Origin of the sequence: Sulfitobacter sp. 1A15106 (assembly GCF_043556995.1) — a bacterium.
GTDB classification, from domain to species: Bacteria; Pseudomonadota; Alphaproteobacteria; order Rhodobacterales; family Rhodobacteraceae; genus Sulfitobacter; species Sulfitobacter faviae.
Window position 1 is genome coordinate 185395 of the sequence record NZ_JBIFFM010000004.1, and the last position, 21469, is coordinate 206863.

Consider the following 21469-nt stretch of genomic DNA (forward strand, 5'->3'; position numbering starts at 1 on the left):
TTTGACAGGTTGCGCCGATCCGGCCCTCGGGTGCAAGGGCCGGAAGGAAGTGTCAACGTTCTTTCACATAGGGCTCGCCACCCGCGCGCGGCGGGATCGCTTTTCCGACAAAACCGGCGAGGATCACCACGGTCATCAGGTAGGGCAGGGCGCCCAGAAGCTGGCCCTGCACCTTGATGCCGATGACCGACTGGATCACGTCCGGTCGGGTCTCCAGCGCGCCGAAGAGGCCGAAGAGCAGGGTGGCCCAAAGGGCGTACCACGGACGCCACTTGGCGAAGATCAGCGCGGCCAGCGCGATGAAGCCGCGGCCCGCCGACATGTCCTTGACGAAACCCGCCTGCAGCGCGGTGCTGAGGTAGGCGCCCGCCACGCCGCAGAGCAGCCCCGCGATGGCCACCGCGGCATAGCGCAGACCCACGACCGAGACACCGGCGGTGTCGACGGCGGCGGGGTTCTCGCCCACCGCGCGCAGGCGCAGGCCGAAGCGGGTGCGGAACAGGATCCACCATGTCAGCGGCACGGCGAGGAAGGCGGCATAGACGAGGATCGAATGGCCCGAGATCAGCTCTTCGTAAAGCGGGCCGATGACGGGCACGCTCTCCATCGCCTCAGCGAAGGGCAGAGTGATCGGCTCGAACCGCGCGCCGCCGAAGAGCGAGGGGGTGCGGCCCCCTTGGGCGAACCAGTCCTGCGCGATCAGCACGGTCATGCCCGCGGCGAGGAAGTTGATCGCCACGCCTGAGATCAGCTGGTTGCCGCGGAAGGTGATCGAGGCAAGGCCATGCACGGCGCTAAGCGCCAGCGAAGAGGCGATGCCCGCCGCCAGACCCAGCCAGACCGACCCGGTGATTGAGGCGAGCGCCGCCGAGAAGAAGGCCGCGGCCAGCATCTTGCCCTCAAGCCCGATGTCGAAGACGCCCGCGCGTTCGGAGAAAAGACCGGCAAGACAGGCTAAGAGCAGCGGCGTCGCGAGCCGCACGGTGCTGTCAAGCAATTGGATGAGCGTGATGTAGTCCATAGGTCAGACCCGCTTTCTCAGGGGGGTATAGGGGCTCATTCCGCGCTCTCCGACTGGGCGCTGCGGGGGCCGGGTTTGGGCGGGCCGGGGCGGCGGAACATCAAGAAGAAACGCTCCAGCGGCATCCGCACCATATTGTCGAGCGCCCCGGTGAAGAGGATCACCAGCGCCTGGATGACGACGATCAGCTCGCGCGGGATCGAGGTCCAGAGCGCAAGCTCCGCGCCGCCTTGGTAGAGGAAGCCAAAGAGCAGCGCGGCAAAGAAGACGCCCACCGGGTGCGAGCGGCCCATCAGCGCCACGGCGATGCCGATGAAGCCCGCGCCCTCGGTCGCGTTCAGCACCAGACGTTCGCTTTCGCCCATGACGTTGTTGATCGCCATCAGCCCTGCCAGCGCGCCCGAGATGATCATGGTGATCATGGTGATGCGCACGGGCGAGATGCCGGCGTATTTCGCCGCCGGCTGCGAATGGCCGTAGGCGCGGATTTCATAGCCCAGACGGGTGCGCCAGATCAGCATCCAGATCGCCACGCAGGCGCCGACGGCCACCAGCAGCGAGACGTTGGCGGGTGCGGATTTGGAGAAGGCGATGCCAAGGGGGGCAAGCAACTCGTGCAGGGTCGGCAGATGCACGGCCTCGGGGAAGCGGGCGCTCGCCGGGTCCATGCTGCCGGGCGGGCGCATGACGTTGACCAGCACGTAGTTCAGCAGCGCCGCGGCGATGAAGTTGAACATGATCGTGGTGATGACGACGTGGGAGCCGCGCTTGGCCTGTAGCCAGCCGGGGATCGCGGCCCAGATGGCGCCCAGAAGACCGGCCATGACGCCGCAACCGATCAGTGCCAGCGTCCAATGCGGCCAGGGGATGTAGAGCGCGGCCAGCGCCACGCCAAGGCCGCCCAGCATCGCCTGACCCTCGCCACCGATGTTGAACAGCCGCGCGTGGAACGCCACGGCGACGGCAAGGCCGGTGAAGATGAAGTTGGTGGCGTAGTAGAGCGTGTAGCCCCAGCCATAGGTCGAGCCGAGCGCGCCCTTGACCATCAGGTTCACGGCCGCGATCGGGTCTTCGCCGATCGACAGGATCACCAGCGCCGAGAGCACGGCAGCCAGCAGCAATGAGATCAGCGGCACGAGGATCACCTCGGCCCATTTCGGCATCACGTCCATCTCAGACCTCCTTGCGCGCGTCGCCGCCCGCCCGGGCGAGATTGGCCTCGACCTCGGCCACGCTATGTTCGTTCTCGGTATCGGTGATGCCTGCCATCAGCAGCCCAAGCTCCTTTTCGTCGGTCTGATCGGCGGCGCGTTCGCCCATGATCTGCCCGTCGAACATCACCGCGATGCGGTCCGACAGGGCGAGGATTTCCTCGAGCTCGACCGAGACCAGCAGGATCGCCTTGCCCTGATCGCGCAGGGCGATGATCTGCTCGTGGATGAACTCGATCGCGCCGATGTCGACGCCGCGGGTGGGCTGGCCGATCAGCAAAAGATCGGGGTTGCGCTCGATCTCGCGGGCCAGAACGATCTTCTGCTGGTTGCCGCCCGAGAAATTCTTGGCCGCCAGCGTCGGATCGGGCGGGCGCACGTCGAAACGGGCCATCTTGTCTTCGGCATCGGCGCGGATCGCGGCATGGTCCATCAGCATGCCGCTGTTGAAGCGATCGTCGTGGTGGTAGCCGAAGACGTTGTTCTCCCAAGCCTGGAAATCCATGATCAGGCCTTCGCGCTGGCGGTCTTCGGGCACATGGGCCACACCACGCGCACGGCGCGACTGGCCGTCGCTCTTCTTGCCCGAGAGATCCAGCGGGGTGCCGTTGAGCGTGACGTTGCCGGTGCCGTCGGCATAGCCGCCTAGCACTTCCAAGAGTTCCGACTGGCCGTTGCCCGCAACGCCCGCAAGGCCCAGCACTTCGCCGGCGCGAATCTGCAGATCAATCCCGCGCAGCCGCTCGACGCCCTTGTCGTCGACCACCCGCAGGCCCTTGATGTCGAGGATGACATCGCCCGGGGTGGCGGGCTCTTTGTTCACGCGCAAGAGCACCTTGCGCCCGACCATCAGCTCGGCCAGTTCCTGCGGCGAGGTCTCGGCGGTTTTCACGGTGGCGGTCATTTGGCCGCGGCGCATGACCGACACGGTGTCGGTGATCTCCATGATCTCGCGCAGCTTGTGGGTGATGAGGATGATGGTTTTGCCCTCGGAGCGCAGACGCCCGAGAATGCGGAACAACTGGTCGGCCTCGGCCGGGGTCAGCACGCCGGTGGGCTCGTCGAGGATGAGGATATCGGCCTGCCGGTAGAGCGCTTTCAGAATTTCCACACGCTGCTGCATGCCGACGCCGATGTCCTGAATCTGCGCGTCGGGGTCGACGTTGAGGCCGTAGTCCTTCGACAGTTCGATCAGCGTCTTGCGCGCCTTCGACAGCGAGGGCTTCAAGAGGCGGCCATCCTCGGCACCGAGGATGATGTTTTCCAGAACGGTGAAGTTCTCGACCAGCTTGAAGTGCTGGAACACCATGCCGATGCCTGCGGCGATGGCGGCTTGACTGTCGGGGATCTCGGTCTTGCGGCCACCGATGTAGATCTCGCCCGCGTCGGCCTTGTAGAAGCCGTAGAGGATCGACATCAGCGTCGATTTACCGGCGCCGTTCTCGCCGATGATGCCGTGGATCGTGCCCGGCATGACGCGGATGGAGATATCTTTGTTGGCCTGTACCGGGCCGAAGGCCTTGGAGATGCCCTTGAGTTCGATCGCGGGGGCGGTATCGGTCATGTCAAAAGGTCCTGCGGGCGTTGCAGCCCTTGATCTGGCGTTGGTCCATCGCTGCCCCGGTCACGCTGTGGGGTTTTAAAAGGGGCCGCGCCGATGATCGGCGCGGCCCCGGGGGTCGATTGTGGATAAATCGGACTCAGAAGTCCAGTGCCGGGCAGCTGTCGTTCTCGTAGTAGGAGACGACTTTGATCTCGCCGTCGATGATCTTCTGGCGCGCTTCGTCGACAGCGGCCTTCATCTCTTCGGTCACGAGATCTTGGTTATGCTCGTCGATGGCAACGCCAACACCTTCTTCGGCAAGGCCAAGGGTCACGACTTCGCCGACTTCAAGGTCTTCGCCCGCCATCATCGCGTCATAGACGGCGACATCGACGCGTTTCAGCATGGAAGTCAGGACCTTGCCCGGGTGCAGGTGGTTCTGGTTGCTATCGACGCCGATCGACAGGATGCCTTCGTCGGCAGCGGTTTGCAGCACGCCCACGCCGGTGCCGCCCGCCGCGGCATAGACCACGTCAGCGCCTTGGTTGATCTGGGCCTTGGTGATCTCGGAACCCTTCACCGGGTCGTTCCACGCGGCGGGGGTGGTGCCGGTCATATTGGCGATGACGGTTGCGTCGGGGTTGGTCGCCTTGACGCCTTGGGCATAGCCGCAGCCGAAGTGACGGATCAGCGGCACGTCCATGCCACCGACGAAGCCCACGGTGTCGCTCTCGGAGGCCATCGCGGCCATGACGCCGACGAGGTAGGAGCCTTCATGTTCGGCAAAGCTGACCTGACGCACGTTGGGCAGGTCGAGCCAGTTCACGTCGATCACGGCGAACTTGGTGTCGGGATAGTCGGGCGCGACGGTCGCCAGCGGATCGGCCATGGCAAAGCCCATGGTGATGATCGGGTTGGCACCGGATTCGGCGAAGCGGCGCAGGGCCTGCTCACGCTGCGCTTCGGACTGCATTTCGATCTCGGCGAATTTGCCGCCGGTTTCTTCGGCCCAGCGGGAGGCACCGTTGAAGGCCGCTTCGTTGAAGCTCTTGTCGAACTTACCGCCGAGGTCGAAGATCAGCGCCGGTTCAGCCGCTGCCGCGCCCGCGGTGAGCGCGAGGCCCGCAGCAGCGCCGAGGAATTTCGTCATGAGGGTCATTTGGTGTCTCCCGGGTTGTGGTGTCGGGCGGTCAATCAGATGCTGCCGCCACGGCGTTTGTGGATCATGTGATCAAGTATAATCTAGGGCGCAGGCGGGGGGTAGGGTCAACCGCTTTTTGAGGGCAAGCCGCCCGGATCGCCAGCGTGACCATGGGTCAAGACGCGTTGCAGGATGCAGGCATCCACAGGTGGGACGCCGCTGCGCGCGTAATAGGCACGGCGGGTGGCGATTTGGGCAAAGCCTTGATCGGTATAGAGCGCGCGGGCGGGTAGATTATCGGCAGCGACTTCGAGAAAGGCACTTTCGCAGTCGGCGGGCAAGGCCGCCAGCCAGTCGCGCAGCAGGGCCCGGCCCAGCCCCCGGCGCTGCTGCGCAGGGTCCACGGCAAGCGTCAGCAGTTCGGATTCGCCCGCGATGGTGCGGGTCAGGGCAAAGCCGCCGGGGCGGGTGAAAAGCTGCACGAAGGGGCTGTCGAGCAGGCTTGCGAACTCCGCCTCTTGCCACGGCCTGTCTTGGGTGAAGGCCGCAGCATGGAGCGCGGCGAGGGCCGCCGGTGTCACGGCAGCAGAACCGGTGCCGCGTCGCGGGCGGGCGCGGCATCGGCGGGGCGCAGGTAAAGCGGCGCAGGGCGCGGCGGATTGCTGGCAAAGCGGCGCGCGGCGATGAGGGCGATGGCTTCGGCCACCGGCATCGCTGGCGGCTCTCCGCCCGCGCCGATCAGCGGGCCGGTGAAGGCCGGGAGGGCGGCGGCGTCGTGTAGTGCGGGTTCGGAAATGCCGGGGTTGTCAGAGCCTTGCAAGAAAACTTGATCACGGCGGGCATCCACCGCACAGGCACAGGGGCCATCATGGCCTTCGCGCAGCGCGTCAAAGGCGTTGACCCCGACCGCCGGAATGCCAAGGCCGAGCGCCAGCCCGCGCGCGGTGGACACGGCGATGCGGATGCCGGTGAAATTCCCCGGCCCGATGCCGACGCCAAGCGCGGTGAGATCGGCATAGACCACGCCCGCTTCGGCCAGCAATTCTTCGCAGAGGACCAGCAGGCGTTCGGCCTGTCCCTTGGTCATCGGCTCGGTACGGGAAGCCAAGATCCGATCGCCCGACAGCAAAGCGGCCGCGCAATGCGCGGCCGATGTGTCGAAGGCCAGAATCAGTGGCCCTCTTGCGTGATGCTCAGGCAACCGGGCGCACCTCTGTGACCTCGGGGATGTAATGGCGCAGCAGGTTCTCGATGCCCATCTTTAGCGTCAGCGTCGAAGAGGGGCAGCCCGCGCAGGCACCCTGCATGTGCAGATAGACGACGCCACGCTCAAACCCGTGGAAGGTGATGTCACCCCCGTCTTGGGCCACGGCGGGACGCACGCGGCTGTCCAGCAACTCTTTGATCTGGCCGACGATTTCACCGTCTTCGCCGTCATGCGCGGCGTGGCCGGATGTGGGCTGGTGGTCAGAGGCCATGACCGGCTCGCCGGACTGGAAATGCTCCATGATGGCGCCGAGCAGGGCGGGTTTCACATGGTCCCATTCCACCGCGTCTTGCTTGGTCACGGTGACGAAATCGGTGCCGAAGAACACACCGGTCACGCCCTCGACCGCAAAGAGCCGTTGGGCCAGCGGGGAGGTTGCCCCGGCTTCGGGGGAGGGGAAATCAGCGGTGCCCATCTCCAGCACGGTCTGACCCGGCAGGAACTTGAGCGTTGCGGGGTTCGGAGTGGATTCGGTCTGGATGAACATGGGGTGTACCTCGCTTTCGGCGTGGCTCCTGATATGCGCCTGCGCGGGCGGCAAGTCAAGGTTTAGAACCGTTCTAAATTGCGGCGCCGGGCATTGGGCGGGCGGCAGAGCGCTTAGGTGATCGCTTCGAGCCGTTCCTTGCTCAGATCGCCGGGCACGATGGTGATCGGCACGGGCAGGGCACCGGCAGAGCGCGACAATTGCGTGACCAGCGGGCCGGGGCCTTTCTTGCGGTCACCGCTGGCGCCGAGCACCAGAACGCCGATGTCGGGGTCGTCGGACAGCTGCTGGATGATCTCATCCGTGTGTTCGCCCTCGCGGATGATCAACTCAGGGTCGACGCCCTGTTTGTCGCGCATCCATTTGGCGAAAACCTCGAAATGCACTTCGATCCGCTCGCGGGCCTCTTCGCGCATCAGGTCGCCAACGCCGATCCAATGGTTGAACTCTTCGGGCGGGATCACCGACAGGACGGCCACGCCGCCCCCCGTGCGCGCCGCGCGCAGGGCGGCGAAACGCATGGCATTCAAACATTCGGTGCTATCGTCCAACACCACTAGGAATTTCCGCATCAAACCCTCTCTCCGCACCTCCTCCCGGTGCGGTACGATCATGGCGCGGGCGGGCGGCGCTGGCAATTGCTTTCGCGCGCCGCCGCCGTACGGGCCTTCAGCCGCGCTGACTTGCGGCCCAATCCCAATACATTTCACGCACCCGGCGCGTGACCGGGTTCTGGTTGTCCCCGGTGCCATATTGCGTCTCGTCAAAGGCGCTGACAGGCGTGACCTTCATCATATTGCCCGACAGAAAGACCTCATCGGCGGCATGGAAGTCGTCAAAGCTGAGGACGGTCTCATGCACCTTCATCCCCGCCTCGCGCATGTTCGACATATGCCGCGCGCGGGTGATCCCGGCAAGGAAGGTGCCATTGGGAATGGGGGTGAAGACCTCACCATCCTTGACCATGAAGACGTTGGCGCTGGCGCTTTCGGCGACATTGCCCATGGCATCGGCCACCAGCGCGTTGCCAAACCCTTTGGCGCGCGCCTCGACCATCATGCGGGCGTTGTTGGGGTAGAGACAGCCCGCCTTGGCGTTAACGACGTTATCCTCCAGCACCGGGCGGCGGAAGCGGGTGCGGGTGAGGGTGGTCGCGGCTTCGGGCGGGGCCATGGGGATGGCCTCAAGGCTGATGGCAAAGCCGGTGGCACCTTCGCGCGGCACGATGCCCAACTCGTCACCCGCCAGCGCCCAATACATCGGGCGGATATAGACCGCCTGATCGCGCGAATAGCTCTTCAGCCCCTCGCGGCACATCTCGATCATATCCTCGGTTTCAACCGTGGGAGTGATCATCAGCGCGCGGGCCGAGCGGTTGATCCGCGCGCAATGCGCCTCGAGGTCCGGGGCCAGCCCGTCGAACAGCCGCGCCCCGTCGAAAACGGTGGTGCCCAGCCATGCGCCGTGGTCGGCGGCTTTGATGGTCGGCAGATCGCCGTCATGCCATGCGCCGTTGAAATAGGTCTTGATGTCTGTGCCGGTGGCCATGTGACGATCCTCAGGAATTGCTTCGGTAGATGCCCTCGGGCAGGTTCAAGGCCGCCGTCAGATCGCTCAGCTGCGCGGGGGACAGGGTGATCTTGGCCACACGGTCGGTTCGGGCGTCCCATTGCTCGATCGTAATCTGCCCCGCGAAAGCAGAGACGGTGACGTCCTCGCGCAGGGGCGCGTCGGATTCGTCGATCAGGGTGATGACGGTGGCGTCGAATTCATGCTCGATGGTAAACATGAGGGCACATTAGGCTTTGTGCTCACGAGCGCAAGACAGGCTTTGTGCTCACGAGCGCAAGACAGGGTTTGTGAAGCCAAGCGCAAGACCGCCGTGGGATGTCAAAGCGCCGTGAACGGGGGTGGCGGCGGCAGGGCGTCATGATAGACAGGTGGCTCAAGGACCCCCGAGCGAGGATCAGCCGTGAAATTGTTAAATGCCCTTGGCGCATTTGCCGTCATCGCCCTGCTTTCTGCCTGTGAGGTGGCACCGATCCAAACAGGCCCGATCCCGGTCGACCGGCCGCAGACCACGGGAAAGACAAGCCCGCAGCTGAGCGCGAGCGCGGCGGCGCGGAGCTTTGTTCAGGTGGTCCGCACGCTCGAACCCGTGGCCGAACGGGAGTGTCGGAACCGGACGACGGGGATGAACTGTGATTTCAATATCGTGGTCGACGACCGCCCCGGCCAACCGGCCAACGCCTTTCAAACGCTTGATAAAAATGGCCGCCCCATCGTGGCGTTCACATTGGCGCTGATCGCCGATGCCCGCAACGAAGACGAGCTTGCTTTTGTGCTGGGCCATGAGGCCGCGCATCACATCGCGGGCCATATTGAACGGCAGCAGCAAAACGCCATGGCGGGGGCGGTGATCTTTGCCGGTCTCGCTACGCTGAGCGGGGGCGATGCCAATGCCGTGCGCACGGCGCAGGAATTGGGCGCAGAGGTCGGCGCGCGGCGTTATTCCAAGGATTTCGAGCTTGAGGCCGACGCCCTTGGCACGATCATCACCGCGCGGGCGGGCTATGACCCGCTGCGCGGCGCCGAGTTCTTTACCCGCATTCCCGATCCCGGCGACCGTTTCCTTGGCACCCATCCGCCCAATAACGCCCGGATTGATATCGTGCGGCGCACCATGGCGGGGCTGTAACGCTTTGCGCAAACTGGGTCAGGTGCTGAACGACCGCGGGTCGAAATATGCGGTGTCGGGCTGCCCTGCGCGCAACCGGGCCGAGGTCGATGCCGCGTTGAAAGACCTCAAACGCGAGAAATCCTACGCCAAGGCCACGCATAGCACTTGGGCGGTGCTGCTGTCGGATGGCGGCCCGCTGAAAGGGGACGATGGCGAATCCGGCGCGGGCATGGTGATCCTGCGGATGTTGGAGCGCGAGGGGCTGACCGATCATCTGATCGTCGTCACCCGCTGGTACGGCGGCAAACATTTGGGCGGTGACCGGTTTCGCCATGTGCAGACCTGCGTGCGGGCCTATCTGGATGAGGCCGCAGGCTAAAGGCTGAGCGCGATGGCGGCAAAGAAACAGGCCGTGGCGACCAGCACAAAGACATGCCATATGGCGTTTTGATAGCGCATGCCGGGATGGGCATAGACCAAGGTGCCCGCCGAATAGGTCAGCCCGCCCGCGGCCACCAGCGCCAGTGCCGCCCCCGGCAGATTGTGCCACATCGGGTAGATCAACAGGACCGAGAGCCAGCCCATGCCGAGGTAGAGCGCGAGCGATCCGCGCGCATCGGTGCGCCAGAACCAGAGCTTGGCCACCGCGCCGATCACCGCCAGCGCCCAGACCACGCCGAGGATGCCATAGGCAAAGCCCGAACCAATCACCATCACCAGCGGCGTATAAGTGCCCGCGATCTTAAAGTAGATCGCCGCATGATCGACCCGGCCCAGAAAGGCGCGGCTGCGGTCGAAGGGCAAAAGGTGATAGATGGCGGAGGCAGTGAAGGAGGCAAGGATGCAGCCCGCGTAGATCGCGGTGGCGGTCAATTGCCCCTCTTGCCCGGCGGCATGGATCATCAAAAGGATACTGGCGGGAATGGCGAAGCCAAGGCTCAGCACATGCACGGTGCCGTCGGCCAAAGTCTCAGCGATGGAGGTCGGATAGCCCATGACAGAAAGGTAGCAGCGAAACCGCTTTCTGCCATGGGTGACGAAAGGGAAAGCGCCGAGCCCGGTGGATCAGCGCGGTTTGTTCCCGTCGATCCAGCGCGACATCAGGGTCTTGTCGCGAAAACACTCCTGCGGGACATCGCGGCGTTTCAACCGCGCGATGCGTTCGGCAAAGGCGACTTGTTTGGCGGAAGGGTAGGCGGCAAAAGGCCCCTCCAACGTCTGCGGTTTATGGGCGTCGATCCATTCCGAGACTGCCGCGCGATCCGCTTCGATGCCTTTGGGAAGCTCTTCACCCGTTCGCTTGGCGAGGGACTGGGCGTATTGCATCTGTTTTTCGGTCGCGGGCATGCGGCGGTCGGCCTGTTTGGGCTGCGCGCTATCGTTGCCACGGGGCGGGCGACCTTGCTGCTCAAGGTCGAAGATGCCGGGGAACTGAGGTTGAAAAGACATGTGGTCATTCCTCTGCTACTGCGTTCTACATATAGAACAGAAAGGGAACATATGCAAGTCTCTCCGTAATCTCGCCCTTCCATGGTAGTATATCTAGTAGCGGGGCTGTTTTGTTCCACAATATCTGCGATGCGTGCGCTATCGCAGCTGTTCCGCCGCCTCTGCGATCAGTTCCGCCGTCTTCACCATCCGCGCGGGCAGGGGGCGCCCGCGCCGGGAGGCGAGCCAGAGGTCATGCCAACGCCGCTTGGGCAGAGGCAGTAGGCGCAACCGGTCCTTGGCTGCAAAAGTCTCGACCCCGCTGCGGGGCAAGAGCGTATAGCCCACGCCCCGCGCCACCGCCGCTGGGATCTGGCCGATCTGGTTCACATAGCCACGCAGGCGCATCCGGTCGGCCCCCGGATAGCTTTCCGGGAAATTGAGCTGGAGCAGATCGTCGGCATAGGCGAAGCCATCGGGGTGGGCGATGAAGCCCCGGCTTTCGAGATCGGCAAAACTTTCTATCCGTTCCAATGCATTAACCGGCAGCACGAGGCAAAGTTCCTCGCGCCCCAGATGCCGGGCCTCTAACCTTGCGTGGGCAGGGTCATCGGCCAGCACGCCCAGATCGAAGCGCCCATCGAGCAGCCCGGCGCGGATCGTGGCTTGGGGGGCGGCTTCGAGGTGGAGAGAGAGGTCTGGCGCTTGGGTCATCCAGTCCAGCAGCAGCGGCTGGAGCAGCATGGCGAAACTGCCGGAACAGGCGATATGCACCACGCCCCGGTCGGGCAGGTCGGTCGCGATGCGTTCGCGCAGGCGCTGCTCTTCGCGGCGGCGGGCAAGGCCGGTTTCAAACAACGCTTCGCCCGCCGGGGTCAGGGTGAAGCTTTTGCCCTCGCGCGCGATCAGCGGCTGGTCCAACTGGTCTTCCAGCTTGCGCAGATGCTGCGACACCCCCGGCTGGGTCATGTTGAGCCGCTGCGCCGTGCGGGTGAAATGGCCGGTCTCGCAAAGGGTGGTGAAGGTCTCAAGCCAAGTGGCGTTCAGCATGGCAAACAGTTCGTTATGATTTCGATGAGATTTGATAATTTCACATGTGGGGTGCGCCTGTCTATCTCAACCTCAACGCAAACAGGAGACCGCATATGACCACCCCCCGTACCTTTTCCCACATCGGCCTATCCGTGCCGGACCTCGACGCCGCCGTGAAATTCTATTCCGAAGTTCTTGGGTTCTATGTCGTGATGCAGCCCACCGAAGCGGTGGAAGAAGACACCGCCATCGGCGTCATGTGCACCGATGTCTTCGGCCCCGGCTGGGGATCGCTGCGCATCGCCCATTTGGCGACAGCGGATGGCATCGGAATCGAAATCTTCGAGTTCCCGGGCAACTACGCCCCCGAAGAAAAGCTGGAGCATAAGCGCCACGGCACCTTCCACTTCGCCATCCAAGACCCCGATGTCGAAGGTCTGCTGGAGCGGATCATCGCGGCGGGCGGCAAGCAGCGGATGCCGGTGCGGGAATATTTCCCGGGCGAGAAACCCTACCGCATGGTCTATGTCGAAGACCCCTTCGGCATCGTCTTCGAGCTTTACAGCCACAGCTATGAGCTGACCTATTCGGCAGGCGCTTACGCCTGAGAGAAACCCGCGGGGGCGTCAGGTGATCTGACGTCCCCAAAGATCGTATTCGCCCGCCTCTTCGACTTCGACGGTGACGATATCGCCGACCTTGAGGTTCTGGAAATCCTCGTCGATGAAGAGATTGCCGTCGATCTCGGGCGCGTCGGATTTGGTGCGGCAGGTGGCGGCGTCTTCGTCGATCTCATCCACGATCACGTCGAGGCGTTTCCCGACCTTGGCGGCGAGCTTGGCCTCGGAAATGGCCTGCGCCTTTTCCATGAAGCGCTCCCAACGGTCTTGTTTGATCTCGGGCGCCACATGATCCGGCAGCGCGTTCGACCGCGCGCCTTCGACGTTTTCATATTGGAAGCATCCGACCCGGTCGAGCTGCGCCTCGTCCAGCCAGTCGAGCAGGGTTTGGAACTCCGCCTCCGTCTCACCCGGGTAGCCGACGATGAAGGTTGAGCGCAGGGTGATGTCGGGGCAGGTGTCGCGCCATGCGGCGATCTCGTCGAGGGTTTTCGACGCAGCGGCGGGACGGGCCATGCGTTTCAGCACGTCCGGATGCGCGTGCTGGAATGGAATGTCGAGGTAGGGCAGTACGAGGCCCTCGGCCATCAGCGGGATCAGCTTGCGCACATGCGGGTAGGGGTAGACGTAGTGCAACCGCACCCATGCGCCGAGGGAGCCGAGATCCCGCGCCAGATCGGTGATATGGGCACGGTGGCCGCGGTCTTCGGCATGTTTGATGTCGACCCCGTAGGCGGAGGTGTCTTGGCTGATGACCAAGAGTTCCTTCACGCCATTGTCGACCAGCCGCTCGGCCTCGCGTATCACCGCATGGGCGGGACGCGATTGCAGCCGGCCGCGCATGTCGGGGATGATGCAGAACTTGCACTTGTGGTTACAGCCCTCGGAAATCTTGAGGTAGCTGTAGTGCCGCGGGGTGAGCGAGACTTGCTGCGCGGGCAGAAGGTCGATGAAGGGATCGGGGCTGGGCGGCACTGCGCCGTGCACCGCGTCGAGCACCTGTTCATATTGATGCGGGCCGGTCACGGCGAGGATCTTGGGGTGGTGTTCGCGGATGTATTCCGGCTCGGCCCCGAGGCAGCCGGTGACGATCACCTTGCCATTTTCGGTCAGCGCCTCGCCAATGGCGTCGAGGCTTTCGGCCTTGGCGCTGTCGAGAAACCCGCAGGTGTTCACGATCACCGCATCGGCGCCCGCGTAATCGGGCGAAACGCCATAGCCCTCGGCGCGGAGCCGGGTCAGGATGCGTTCGGAATCGACCAATGCCTTAGGACAGCCGAGGCTGACCATGCCGATGGTCGGCTGGCCAGGGCGGGCGGGATCGCTGATCTTCGCCTGCGGGGCGAGGTCGGGGCGCAGATTGGGTGGGTTTGTGCTCATGGCTTGCGCTATAAGGCAAGCGGATGAGCGGGGAAAGAGCCGCCGGGCAGGAGGAGAGAGCCATGAGATGGATTATGCGGGTCATCGGCGCGCTGTTGCTGATCGTCGTAATCATGCTGGGGGCGCTGTTCCTGCTGCCCGGCGAACGGATCGCGCGGATCGCCAGTGAGCAACTCAGCCGGATGACCGGGCGCGAAGTGTCGATCACCGGGGATGTGGGCGTGACGCTCTGGCCGGTGCTGGGGGTGACCGCGGGCGGGCTTGAGGTCGGCAATGCCGATTGGACCGACAAGGGCGCGCTGCTGACGGCGGCCAATGCGGCGATTGGGGTGGATGCGGGCGCGCTTTTGCGCGGTGAGATACGCATCACCAATATCGCAGCGCAAAGCCCGGTAATCCGGTTGGAGCAACGTCTTGATGGCCGTGCAAGCTGGCAGTTCACCGACAGCGCCAGCGGTGCGCGGATCGAGACCGAGAGCGCGCCGAGCGCCAGCCGCCGCCCGCTGAGTATTCAGAAGCTGACGGTGACCGATGCCACGCTGATCTATGACGCCGAAGGGGCGGACCTGCTGCGCTATGATGGTGTCGATCTGGCGCTGGACTGGCCCGAGCGGGGCGGGGCGGCGGAGATCACCGCCAGCATGGCACCCGCGGGCGAGCCGGTTAAGCTTGCCGCGCGGATCGAAGGATTCGCGGATTTTCTGGAGGGCGGCGTGCAGCCGCTGCGGGCGGAGGTTGCGACGGGCGGGGGTGAAGCCCTGTTCGATGGGCGCGGCGCGCTCAACGGGGCGCTGGCGGGTAATATTCGGATCGACAGCCCCGATACGGCGCGGTTTCTGGCATCGCTCGGCGCGGGCGCTGTGACGCTGCCGCGCGGTTTGGGCCGGTCGGTCGATCTGCGCTCTGGGCTGACCCTGACGGCGGATCGGCGTCTATCGCTGCGCAATCTCGCGGTGGATTTGGGTGGCAACAGCCTGGCTGGGCAGGCCGATCTGGCCCTGAACGGCAGGCCGCGGATCACCGCAAACCTGCGGACCGGGGCGCTGGACCTTTCGGCCCTGTCCGAGGAAACCGGTCAGGCCGCAGGCGCCGACGGCACCGCCACGGCGGATGCAGAGGGCTGGTCACGGCAAGAGATCAACGCCGATTGGCTCGCCGCCTTTGACGGGAACATCACCCTGAGCGCGGAAAGCATCGATCTGGGGCAACTCGACCTTGGCCCCACCCGCGCCGTGCTGCGCAATGACCGTTCGCGGATGGTCTTCGATCTACAAGATATGAACGCCTATGGCGGCAAGGTCGCGGGGGAGTTTGTGATGAACAACCGCGATGGCCTGTCGGTGGGCGGCAAACTGCAAGCGCAAAGCGTGCAGATGCGCGACCTGCTTGAGGATACCGCCGGGGTGACGCGCTTTACCGGGGCGGGCGATGCCGAACTGTCGTTCCTCGGGGTGGGGCAGTCTATTGACGCGATCATGCGCTCGCTCAGCGGCTCTGGCGCGCTGTCCATGGGGCGCGGCACGATTGCGGGGATCGGCTTGGACGCGCTGCTTGGCTCCGTCGATGCCGAAGGCGGCAGCACGGTGTTCGATTCCGTCCAAGCGACGTTCGAGATCGCCAAGGGCGTCTTGCGCAACGACGATCTGCTGATGCTGCTGCCGAATTTCAACGCGACGGGGGCAGGGCAGGTCGATCTGGGGGCGCAGAGGCTGGATTATACGGTCACGCCCAAGGCGCTGCGCGTCAATGCGTCGCGCGGTGGGCTGGCGGTGCCGGTGCGGATCAGGGGGCCATGGGCGGACCCTGAGATCAAGGCCGATCTGCGCGCCGCGATCGACCTGAACTTTGCCGAGGAAAAGCAGCGGGCCGAGGATGTGGTGCGCCAGAAAATACAGGAAGAATTGAACATCGCACCCGACGACACCCGCTCGACCGAGGATATCGTGAAAGATGAGTTGGAGAATGCGGTCAGACGCGAGTTGTTCAAACTGTTCGACTAGGCGCCCCCCCGCCGCCCCCTGCCGCCGCTTGGCGAAACTCATGGTGGCGTAGGCGGGCGGGCTGCGGTAAGGCTGACGCGACATTCTAGGAGAGGCGCAATGGCCAACGATCTTTTCAACAGCTTCATGACCGGCCCCGACGAACAGGGCCGTTTCGGCGATTTCGGCGGGCGCTTTGTCTCGGAAACGCTGATGCCGCTCATTCTTGAGCTGGAAGAACAATATGAGAAGGCCAAGACCGACGACAGTTTCTGGGCCGAGATGCACGACCTCTGGACCCATTACGTTGGCCGCCCCAGCCCGCTCTATCACGCCGAGCGGCTGACCGAGCATCTGGGCGGTGCCAAGGTCTATATGAAGCGCGACGAGTTGAACCACACCGGCGCGCATAAGATCAACAACGTGCTGGGGCAGATCATCCTTGCCCGCCGCATGGGCAAGAAACGCATCATCGCCGAGACCGGGGCGGGCCAACACGGTGTGGCCACGGCGACGGTCTGCGCCAAGTTCGGCCTGAAATGCGTGGTCTACATGGGCGCGCATGATGTTGAGCGTCAGGCCCCCAACGTCTTCCGCATGCGCCTTTTGGGCGCCGAGGTGGTGCCGGTGACGAGCGGTCGCGGCACGCTGAAGGACGCGATGAACGACGCGCTGCGCGACTGGGTGACCAATGTGCGCGACACCTTCTATTGCATCGGCACCGTGGCCGGGCCGCACCCCTATCCGGCGATGGTTCGCGACTTCCAGTCGATCATCGGCAAGGAAGTCCGCACCCAGATGGAAGAGGCCGAGGGCCGTCTGCCCGACACGGTGATCGCCGCCATCGGTGGCGGCTCTAACGCCATGGGGCTGTTCTACCCCTTCCTCGACGACAAATCGGTGAACATCATCGGTGTTGAGGCCGGCGGCAAGGGCGTGGACGAGAAGATGGAACATTGCGCCTCGCTTACCGGCGGGCGGCCGGGCGTGCTGCATGGCAACCGGACCTATCTGTTGCAGGACGACGACGGGCAGATCCTCGAAGGCTATTCGATCTCTGCCGGGCTGGACTATCCCGGCATCGGCCCTGAGCATTCTTGGCTGCATGACATCGGTCGTGCGCAATATGTCTCGATCACCGACCGTGAAGCGCTGGAGGCATTCCAGCTCTGCTGCGCGCTAGAAGGCATCATCCCGGCGCTTGAGCCGAGCCACGCGCTCGCACATGTGCTGAAGATCGCGCCGGAGCTGCCGAAGGATCACCTGCTGGTGATGAACATGTGCGGCCGGGGCGACAAAGACATCTTCACCGTCGCCCGCGCATTGGACTTCGACATGGGTGAATTCGCCTAAATTCCCATCCGAATCCGAGTCGAGTTTGACGGGCCCGCGTGAAAACGCGGGCCCGTTTTTTATGCGGCGCCCCGCTGCGCGTGATTTGCGCATAAACTTTGGGCAGGGGGCGAAGTTCTTTGCCGAAAAAGCACGAAAAAACTTTCACATCGCGAAAAGACCAGCTAGCCTTTCGTTGCAGCCCGCGCGCCTGCCCGCGAAACCCCGTTTCGCCCTTGCAGGCTTGACGCTAAGGCAATCCACCCCCGTTTTTCGCGCCCGATTGGCTTCGTAAACCAAAGTTTATGACGCTCTTACAGGGGTTTAGATCGGACGATTTAAACCCGGGGCAGATAGCCAATCCCCCCTCGAATGCCCTTTTCCCTGTCATCCCAACGACGCCGCGTCACCGATGAGCGGCTCGCAACCCAACCCGGGACTGAAAGGAACACGACATGAAAAACGCATTCGCAACCGCCGCACTGATCCTTGCCACAGCAGGCACCGCCGCCTTCGCACAGGGCATGGAAGGCCAGCAGGTCGGCTATACCGCAGATAACGCAGATGCCGCCTATTCGACACGCAACGTCACTTCCGACGCTCTGAGCTTTGACGACCTGCGCGCCGAAACACCTGCCGAGGCAACAGCGACCGTATTCGTCACCACACAAGACGCACAAGAAGATGGCCGTTTCGTCCGCTAAACGCGGGCCACGGCTCCTCCCCCTAACTTTCTCCCCCGAAAGGCTAAAACGATGAAAAAGACACTCGCAACAACCGCACTGATCCTCGCCACCGCAAGCACCGCTGCTTTCGCTCAAGGCATGGAAGGCCAGCGCATCGGCTATAACGACAAGACCGACAACGGCGTTTCCTATTCCAGCCGCAGCGAAGCCGTGGACGAGACCAAGCTGGAAATCTTCCAAGACGGTATCCTGCGCGCCGAGGACCTCTCCGACGTGACCATCACCGTTTTCCCGACCGCGCAGAGCGACGCTTCGGTCAACCGTTTCCCGCGCTGATCCCTGCGCGACCCTAACTTTCCCCCGAAAGGACACGACATGAAAAAGACACTCGCAACCACCGCCCTGATCCTTGCCACCGCAGGCTCCGTCGCTTTCGCACAGGGCATGGAAGGCCAGCAAATCGGCTATAACGACAAAGCTGATGCAGGCGTTTCCTACGCCAGCCGCAACGACGCGGTCGACAATGTAAAACTGGACGTCTTCAACAGCGGCACCTTCCGTGCAGAAGACACATCCGACGTGACCGTCACCGTCTTCCCTGCTGCGCAAGACGCCGAGAAAGTGAACCGTTTCCCGCGCTGATATCGGCTCGATGCCTGCTAAGGCATTGCGGTAAAACAGTCTTCCGGCCAGCCAAGCAACCCTGAACTGGCCTCAAGAGAATGCACTCGCCCCCCGGGGCGGGTGCCAAATCACTAAGGGTTGATCAGGGCGCATGCCCGCCATCCCTTGCACTTCGGTGCGCCGCGGTTAAATACGGCGAACACCAAGGCAAGGCTTCACCATGAATAATAAGAAAAAGATCGCACTGTGGGTTATCGCCGCTCTACAGTTCAACGCCACTGTCTATTTCGTGCTTGTTTTTGCACTGGAGGGGCGCGGCGTGACGCTTTTCGGCACCCCGCTGGCTGACATTGGGCCGAACAAGGGCATTCAGGTTTTGGGTCTGATTCTCGGGGTCGTTCTAGGCTGGATGGCACTGCGGATGAGCCTCCAGCGGGCCGAGCGGGCAGAGACGGCGCTGCGTCATTGTACGGTGGAATTCGCCGATGTGCTCGAAGAACACTTCCGCGAATGGCACCTCACCCCGGCAGAGCGCGACGTGGCGATTTTCCTCACCAAGGGTTTGAATACACGCGATATTGCCGAGATGCGCGGCACTTCCGAAGGCACCGTAAAGGCGCAGACCAATGCGATTTACCGCAAGGCGGGCGTGACCGGGCGGACCCAGCTTCTCAGCACCTTTATCGAAGACTTGATGGACGATTCCCTGATGCCGCGTCCCAAGTCGAAACTGCAACTCTGCCACGCGGCCTAAGGGCGGCGTGGCGCCTTAGCGCGTCAGTTCCAGAATATCGAAATCGCTTTCCACTGCGGGTGACGGGAACAACAGCCGCGCGCGGGTGGGGCTGACCCGCTGGAACACGGCCACGTCGCTTTGTACTTTGCCGCCTGAGGTGGAATCTTCGGGCAGATCGGCATAATCGGGCGGCGTTTCGCCCCGGACATAGCCCACCCCGGCATAGATCGCGCGGCCTTCGCGCAGGGTGATCTCACCCTTGGTAAGCTGTGATCCGGTGAGTTTTTCAAAGGTGAAACCGCGATTGCTGGCGGTAAAGCGGCATTTGAACGGGCTATAGGCCACAAGCGGGCTGATCCCGCCCAGTTTGATCGTCCGGCAAGACCAATCGCCCTGCAAATCGGCAGAGAATGCGACCTGAGGTTTGCCGGAAAGCGCGCGGGTCAGCGCCGCCACATCCCCCGCCTCGCCCCCGTTCAGCGCTTGCATCATGGCATCGCCAAAGGCGGCGTCAAAGGTCTCTAACCGGGCGCTATCGGCGGGGCGGAGCGTGGTTTCCGCCCAAGCGGTGACGGGCAGAAGCAGCAGGAGGGGCAAGAGGCGCAGGCGCATGATTAATCCTCACTCGGGTCGATGGCATGGTCGCGCAGCACCTCCAACGGCACGATATCGAGCGCGCGCAGATGCGTGGCGGCCAGATGCACCCGCGGGGCGCAGCCCTCATCCGCGGCTTGCAGGAACCGCGTGGCACAGAGGCACCATGCGTCGCCCGGCTTCAGCCCGGCAAAGCCGAACTCAGGGCGCGGGGTGCTGAGGTCATTGCCGACATATTTCGAATAGGCCAGAAATTCCGCCGTCATCACCGCGCAGACCGTATGGCTGCCCTGATCCTGTGCGCAGGTGTTGCAATGGCCATCGCGGAAAAAGCCCGTGACCGGATCGGTCCCGCAGATGGCGAGGGGCTGGTTCAGAACGTTGATGCTGTCGTCCGGGGTCATGGTTTCCTTTCTGTCTCAGCTTTCCTCATCGAGTGAGGCCGCGATCTGGCGGAAAATCACGATGTTCTGTTCCGCCACTCCGGCCTCACGGAATTTACGGTCGGCGGCATTGGTGGCGATGACCACATCGCGGGCGCTGTCGACATAGATGTACTGCCCATAGATGCCGCGCGCCATATATTCCCCCTCGGGCGCGCCCTGCGGGATCCACCATTGGTAGCCATAGCCGATGCGGCCCTCGGCGGTGGGGGCGGTGGGGCTGGTTGATTCTGTTACCCAGTCTTCGGGCACGATTTGCTGGCCGTTCCATTCCCCACCTTGGGCGAACATCTGGCCGAAACGGGCATAGTCGCGCGTGGTCATATTGAGGCCCCCGAGCACGAAGGCGGTGCCGGAGCCATCGACGATGTAATAGGGCGCATGTTCCAGCCCCAACGGCGCGATGACCTTCTCGCTCAGCAACTCCGGCACGCTGCGCCCGGTAGCACCACGCACCACCATGCCGATCACATGGGTGTCGATCGAGACATATTGCCATTGGCTCCCCGGCGCGGTGAAGGTCTCGGACAATTCGGCGGTGAAATCGTCGAGCTTGCCGCCAAGCGCCACCACCCGGCCCATGCGGTTGATGTCCGAATCGTAGTCCAGATAATCTTCGTCGAAGGTGACGCCGCTGGCCATATGCAGCACATTGCGCAGGCTGGCCCCGTCATAGGCGCTGCCCGTCAAGCTGGGGGCATATTTGGTCACCGGATCGTCGAGGGATGCGATCTGGCCCTCCTCCAGCAGGATGCCAACCAGCGCCGAAAGATAGCTTTTCGCCACCGACCAGCTGATGCGGCGGTCCTCGGGGCCGGTGCCTTTGAAGTAGTTCTCATAGACGATGGCACCGTCTTTCAGCACCACCAACGCGGTCACGTCGCGCACCGCGATCCAGTCATCGACAGTTTCAGGCAGTTCGGTCTCGGGGCCATAGGGAAGCTCGGTCGTCAGCCCGTCTCCGCGCGAAACGGGGGCGGAGAGGAAAGCACCGTCCATATGGCTGAAGTTGTGGACGATCTTCTCTTCGGAGAAGAGAGAGTTCACCGCCAAGAGCCGTTCGATCTCTTCCCGCTTCCAAAGGCCGATGACGATGGCCGCCAGCAAAAGCGCCAGCAAGACCCGGCCCAGCCATTTTCCGAATGTACGCATGATATCTCCCCTGTTGGCCCGCAGTGAACCACGGCGCGGGGGCGGGGGCCAGCCCGACATTGCGTCAGCAGGGGCGTCAGGAGGGACGCCAAGGGAGGCGTGAGGCCAAAAGC

26 protein-coding genes are annotated in these 21469 nt (G+C 63.6%); 9 read left to right on the forward strand and 17 right to left on the reverse strand.

What is annotated here, in order from left to right:
• Positions 1 to 52 precede the first annotated feature (52 nt).
• From ACGYKA_RS07930 to ACGYKA_RS07975, 10 genes are all read right to left on the reverse strand, one after another.
• On the reverse strand, positions 53 to 1021 hold the full coding sequence (locus ACGYKA_RS07930) for an ABC transporter permease (RefSeq protein WP_271689358.1): 969 nt from the start codon (positions 1019 to 1021) through the stop codon (positions 53 to 55).
• A gap of 35 nt (positions 1022 to 1056) precedes the next feature.
• Complete coding sequence (locus ACGYKA_RS07935; RefSeq protein WP_394410782.1) at positions 1057 to 2193, reverse strand: ABC transporter permease; 1137 nt, start codon at positions 2191 to 2193, stop codon at positions 1057 to 1059.
• 1 nt (position 2194) lies between these two features.
• The gene (locus ACGYKA_RS07940; protein WP_394410780.1) at positions 2195 to 3796 is read right to left on the reverse strand and encodes an ABC transporter ATP-binding protein; all 1602 of its coding nucleotides are present in this window, start codon (positions 3794 to 3796) and stop codon (positions 2195 to 2197) included.
• Positions 3797 to 3932: 136 nt separating this feature from the next.
• Positions 3933 to 4934 carry a BMP family protein gene (locus tag ACGYKA_RS07945; RefSeq protein ID WP_271689361.1) on the reverse strand — a complete coding sequence of 334 codons (1002 nt, stop codon included), beginning with the start codon at positions 4932 to 4934 and terminating at the stop codon, positions 3933 to 3935.
• Positions 4935 to 5041: 107 nt separating this feature from the next.
• The gene (locus ACGYKA_RS07950) at positions 5042 to 5497 is read right to left on the reverse strand and encodes a GNAT family N-acetyltransferase (protein WP_394410777.1); all 456 of its coding nucleotides are present in this window, start codon (positions 5495 to 5497) and stop codon (positions 5042 to 5044) included.
• Complete coding sequence (tsaB, locus tag ACGYKA_RS07955) at positions 5494 to 6117, reverse strand: tRNA (adenosine(37)-N6)-threonylcarbamoyltransferase complex dimerization subunit type 1 TsaB (protein WP_394410774.1); 624 nt, start codon at positions 6115 to 6117, stop codon at positions 5494 to 5496. The genes ACGYKA_RS07950 and tsaB overlap by 4 nt, the downstream gene beginning before the upstream one ends.
• Complete coding sequence (locus tag ACGYKA_RS07960; protein WP_067261530.1) at positions 6110 to 6670, reverse strand: NifU family protein; 561 nt, start codon at positions 6668 to 6670, stop codon at positions 6110 to 6112. The genes tsaB and ACGYKA_RS07960 overlap by 8 nt, the downstream gene beginning before the upstream one ends.
• 113 nt (positions 6671 to 6783) lie before the next feature.
• On the reverse strand, positions 6784 to 7242 hold the full coding sequence (locus tag ACGYKA_RS07965; RefSeq protein WP_394410772.1) for a universal stress protein: 459 nt from the start codon (positions 7240 to 7242) through the stop codon (positions 6784 to 6786).
• 97 nt (positions 7243 to 7339) lie between these two features.
• On the reverse strand, positions 7340 to 8218 hold the full coding sequence (locus tag ACGYKA_RS07970) for a branched-chain amino acid aminotransferase (protein ID WP_067261532.1): 879 nt from the start codon (positions 8216 to 8218) through the stop codon (positions 7340 to 7342).
• Positions 8219 to 8228: 10 nt separating this feature from the next.
• Positions 8229 to 8459 (reverse strand): hypothetical protein, encoded by a 231-nt coding sequence (locus ACGYKA_RS07975; RefSeq protein WP_067261534.1) that lies wholly within the window; start codon positions 8457 to 8459, stop codon positions 8229 to 8231.
• Positions 8460 to 8642: 183 nt separating this feature from the next.
• Between ACGYKA_RS07975 and ACGYKA_RS07980 the strand changes: the two genes are divergently transcribed.
• Together ACGYKA_RS07980 and ACGYKA_RS07985 are read left to right on the forward strand one after the other, a co-directional pair.
• Positions 8643 to 9368 carry a M48 family metallopeptidase gene (locus tag ACGYKA_RS07980; protein ID WP_394410769.1) on the forward strand — a complete coding sequence of 242 codons (726 nt, stop codon included), beginning with the start codon at positions 8643 to 8645 and terminating at the stop codon, positions 9366 to 9368.
• A gap of 4 nt (positions 9369 to 9372) precedes the next feature.
• Complete coding sequence (locus ACGYKA_RS07985) at positions 9373 to 9729, forward strand: YigZ family protein (RefSeq protein ID WP_394410767.1); 357 nt, start codon at positions 9373 to 9375, stop codon at positions 9727 to 9729.
• Here the strand turns inward: ACGYKA_RS07985 and ACGYKA_RS07990 are convergent.
• The 3 genes from ACGYKA_RS07990 to ACGYKA_RS08000 all read right to left on the reverse strand — a co-directional run bounded on the left by ACGYKA_RS07990 (position 9726) and on the right by ACGYKA_RS08000 (position 11828).
• Complete coding sequence (locus ACGYKA_RS07990) at positions 9726 to 10346, reverse strand: hemolysin III family protein (RefSeq protein ID WP_209217431.1); 621 nt, start codon at positions 10344 to 10346, stop codon at positions 9726 to 9728. The two genes, ACGYKA_RS07985 and ACGYKA_RS07990, sit on opposite strands and share 4 nt — an antisense overlap.
• A 69-nt stretch (positions 10347 to 10415) precedes the next feature.
• Positions 10416 to 10799 carry a hypothetical protein gene (locus ACGYKA_RS07995; RefSeq protein ID WP_394410764.1) on the reverse strand — a complete coding sequence of 128 codons (384 nt, stop codon included), beginning with the start codon at positions 10797 to 10799 and terminating at the stop codon, positions 10416 to 10418.
• A 138-nt stretch (positions 10800 to 10937) separates the two neighbouring features.
• On the reverse strand, positions 10938 to 11828 hold the full coding sequence (locus ACGYKA_RS08000; protein WP_394410761.1) for a LysR family transcriptional regulator: 891 nt from the start codon (positions 11826 to 11828) through the stop codon (positions 10938 to 10940).
• Between the two features lie 95 nt (positions 11829 to 11923).
• Between ACGYKA_RS08000 and ACGYKA_RS08005 the strand changes: the two genes are divergently transcribed.
• The gene (locus ACGYKA_RS08005) at positions 11924 to 12418 is read left to right on the forward strand and encodes a lactoylglutathione lyase family protein (protein ID WP_067261541.1); all 495 of its coding nucleotides are present in this window, start codon (positions 11924 to 11926) and stop codon (positions 12416 to 12418) included.
• An 18-nt stretch (positions 12419 to 12436) separates the two neighbouring features.
• On the opposite strand, the gene rimO is transcribed toward ACGYKA_RS08005, so the two are convergent.
• Positions 12437 to 13810: a 30S ribosomal protein S12 methylthiotransferase RimO gene (gene rimO / locus ACGYKA_RS08010; protein WP_394410758.1), complete on the reverse strand. Its 1374-nt coding sequence runs from the start codon at positions 13808 to 13810 to the stop codon at positions 12437 to 12439.
• A 62-nt stretch (positions 13811 to 13872) separates the two neighbouring features.
• On the opposite strand from rimO, the gene ACGYKA_RS08015 reads away from it, so the two are divergent.
• The 6 genes from ACGYKA_RS08015 to ACGYKA_RS08040 all read left to right on the forward strand — a co-directional run bounded on the left by ACGYKA_RS08015 (position 13873) and on the right by ACGYKA_RS08040 (position 19185).
• Positions 13873 to 15810 carry an AsmA family protein gene (locus ACGYKA_RS08015; protein WP_394410755.1) on the forward strand — a complete coding sequence of 646 codons (1938 nt, stop codon included), beginning with the start codon at positions 13873 to 13875 and terminating at the stop codon, positions 15808 to 15810.
• Positions 15811 to 15909: 99 nt separating this feature from the next.
• Positions 15910 to 17142 (forward strand): tryptophan synthase subunit beta, encoded by a 1233-nt coding sequence (trpB, locus tag ACGYKA_RS08020; RefSeq protein ID WP_067263216.1) that lies wholly within the window; start codon positions 15910 to 15912, stop codon positions 17140 to 17142.
• Positions 17143 to 17576: 434 nt separating this feature from the next.
• Positions 17577 to 17825, forward strand: a complete 249-nt coding sequence (locus ACGYKA_RS08025) for a hypothetical protein (RefSeq protein ID WP_067263219.1) — start codon at positions 17577 to 17579, stop codon at positions 17823 to 17825.
• A gap of 51 nt (positions 17826 to 17876) precedes the next feature.
• The gene (locus tag ACGYKA_RS08030; RefSeq protein WP_067263221.1) at positions 17877 to 18143 is read left to right on the forward strand and encodes a hypothetical protein; all 267 of its coding nucleotides are present in this window, start codon (positions 17877 to 17879) and stop codon (positions 18141 to 18143) included.
• A 39-nt stretch (positions 18144 to 18182) separates the two neighbouring features.
• Positions 18183 to 18449, forward strand: coding sequence for a tryptophan synthase subunit beta (locus tag ACGYKA_RS08035; protein WP_394410753.1), 267 nt, complete (start codon positions 18183 to 18185; stop codon positions 18447 to 18449).
• 202 nt (positions 18450 to 18651) lie between these two features.
• Positions 18652 to 19185, forward strand: coding sequence for a LuxR C-terminal-related transcriptional regulator (locus ACGYKA_RS08040; RefSeq protein ID WP_271689372.1), 534 nt, complete (start codon positions 18652 to 18654; stop codon positions 19183 to 19185).
• 15 nt (positions 19186 to 19200) lie between these two features.
• On the opposite strand, the gene ACGYKA_RS08045 is transcribed toward ACGYKA_RS08040, so the two are convergent.
• Genes ACGYKA_RS08045 through ACGYKA_RS08055 form a run of 3 tightly spaced genes read right to left on the reverse strand, consistent with a single transcriptional unit; the run spans position 19201 to position 21356 of the window.
• Complete coding sequence (locus ACGYKA_RS08045; protein WP_394410750.1) at positions 19201 to 19779, reverse strand: DUF4893 domain-containing protein; 579 nt, start codon at positions 19777 to 19779, stop codon at positions 19201 to 19203.
• Between the two features lie 2 nt (positions 19780 to 19781).
• Complete coding sequence (locus ACGYKA_RS08050; protein WP_394410747.1) at positions 19782 to 20165, reverse strand: DUF2237 family protein; 384 nt, start codon at positions 20163 to 20165, stop codon at positions 19782 to 19784.
• Between the two features lie 15 nt (positions 20166 to 20180).
• Complete coding sequence (locus tag ACGYKA_RS08055) at positions 20181 to 21356, reverse strand: serine hydrolase domain-containing protein (protein ID WP_394410744.1); 1176 nt, start codon at positions 21354 to 21356, stop codon at positions 20181 to 20183.
• Between the last annotated feature and the right edge of the window lie 113 nt (positions 21357 to 21469).

Coding starts and splice junctions, on each gene's coding strand:
- ACGYKA_RS07930 (WP_271689358.1), bottom strand. CDS start 1,021: ATGGACTACATCACGCTCATCCAATTGCTTGACAGCACCGTGCGGCTC.
- ACGYKA_RS07935 (WP_394410782.1), bottom strand. CDS start 2,193: ATGGACGTGATGCCGAAATGGGCCGAGGTGATCCTCGTGCCGCTGATC.
- ACGYKA_RS07940 (WP_394410780.1), bottom strand. CDS start 3,796: ATGACCGATACCGCCCCCGCGATCGAACTCAAGGGCATCTCCAAGGCC.
- ACGYKA_RS07945 (WP_271689361.1), bottom strand. CDS start 4,934: ATGACCCTCATGACGAAATTCCTCGGCGCTGCTGCGGGCCTCGCGCTC.
- ACGYKA_RS07960 (WP_067261530.1), bottom strand. CDS start 6,670: ATGTTCATCCAGACCGAATCCACTCCGAACCCCGCAACGCTCAAGTTC.
- ACGYKA_RS07965 (WP_394410772.1), bottom strand. CDS start 7,242: ATGCGGAAATTCCTAGTGGTGTTGGACGATAGCACCGAATGTTTGAAT.
- ACGYKA_RS07970 (WP_067261532.1), bottom strand. CDS start 8,218: ATGGCCACCGGCACAGACATCAAGACCTATTTCAACGGCGCATGGCAT.
- ACGYKA_RS07975 (WP_067261534.1), bottom strand. CDS start 8,459: ATGTTTACCATCGAGCATGAATTCGACGCCACCGTCATCACCCTGATC.
- ACGYKA_RS07990 (WP_209217431.1), bottom strand. CDS start 10,346: ATGGGCTATCCGACCTCCATCGCTGAGACTTTGGCCGACGGCACCGTG.
- ACGYKA_RS07995 (WP_394410764.1), bottom strand. CDS start 10,799: ATGTCTTTTCAACCTCAGTTCCCCGGCATCTTCGACCTTGAGCAGCAA.
- ACGYKA_RS08000 (WP_394410761.1), bottom strand. CDS start 11,828: ATGCTGAACGCCACTTGGCTTGAGACCTTCACCACCCTTTGCGAGACC.
- ACGYKA_RS08005 (WP_067261541.1), top strand. CDS start 11,924: ATGACCACCCCCCGTACCTTTTCCCACATCGGCCTATCCGTGCCGGAC.
- rimO (WP_394410758.1), bottom strand. CDS start 13,810: ATGAGCACAAACCCACCCAATCTGCGCCCCGACCTCGCCCCGCAGGCG.
- ACGYKA_RS08015 (WP_394410755.1), top strand. CDS start 13,873: ATGAGATGGATTATGCGGGTCATCGGCGCGCTGTTGCTGATCGTCGTA.
- trpB (WP_067263216.1), top strand. CDS start 15,910: ATGGCCAACGATCTTTTCAACAGCTTCATGACCGGCCCCGACGAACAG.
- ACGYKA_RS08025 (WP_067263219.1), top strand. CDS start 17,577: ATGAAAAACGCATTCGCAACCGCCGCACTGATCCTTGCCACAGCAGGC.
- ACGYKA_RS08030 (WP_067263221.1), top strand. CDS start 17,877: ATGAAAAAGACACTCGCAACAACCGCACTGATCCTCGCCACCGCAAGC.
- ACGYKA_RS08035 (WP_394410753.1), top strand. CDS start 18,183: ATGAAAAAGACACTCGCAACCACCGCCCTGATCCTTGCCACCGCAGGC.
- ACGYKA_RS08040 (WP_271689372.1), top strand. CDS start 18,652: ATGAATAATAAGAAAAAGATCGCACTGTGGGTTATCGCCGCTCTACAG.
- ACGYKA_RS08045 (WP_394410750.1), bottom strand. CDS start 19,779: ATGCGCCTGCGCCTCTTGCCCCTCCTGCTGCTTCTGCCCGTCACCGCT.
- ACGYKA_RS08050 (WP_394410747.1), bottom strand. CDS start 20,165: ATGACCCCGGACGACAGCATCAACGTTCTGAACCAGCCCCTCGCCATC.
- ACGYKA_RS08055 (WP_394410744.1), bottom strand. CDS start 21,356: ATGCGTACATTCGGAAAATGGCTGGGCCGGGTCTTGCTGGCGCTTTTG.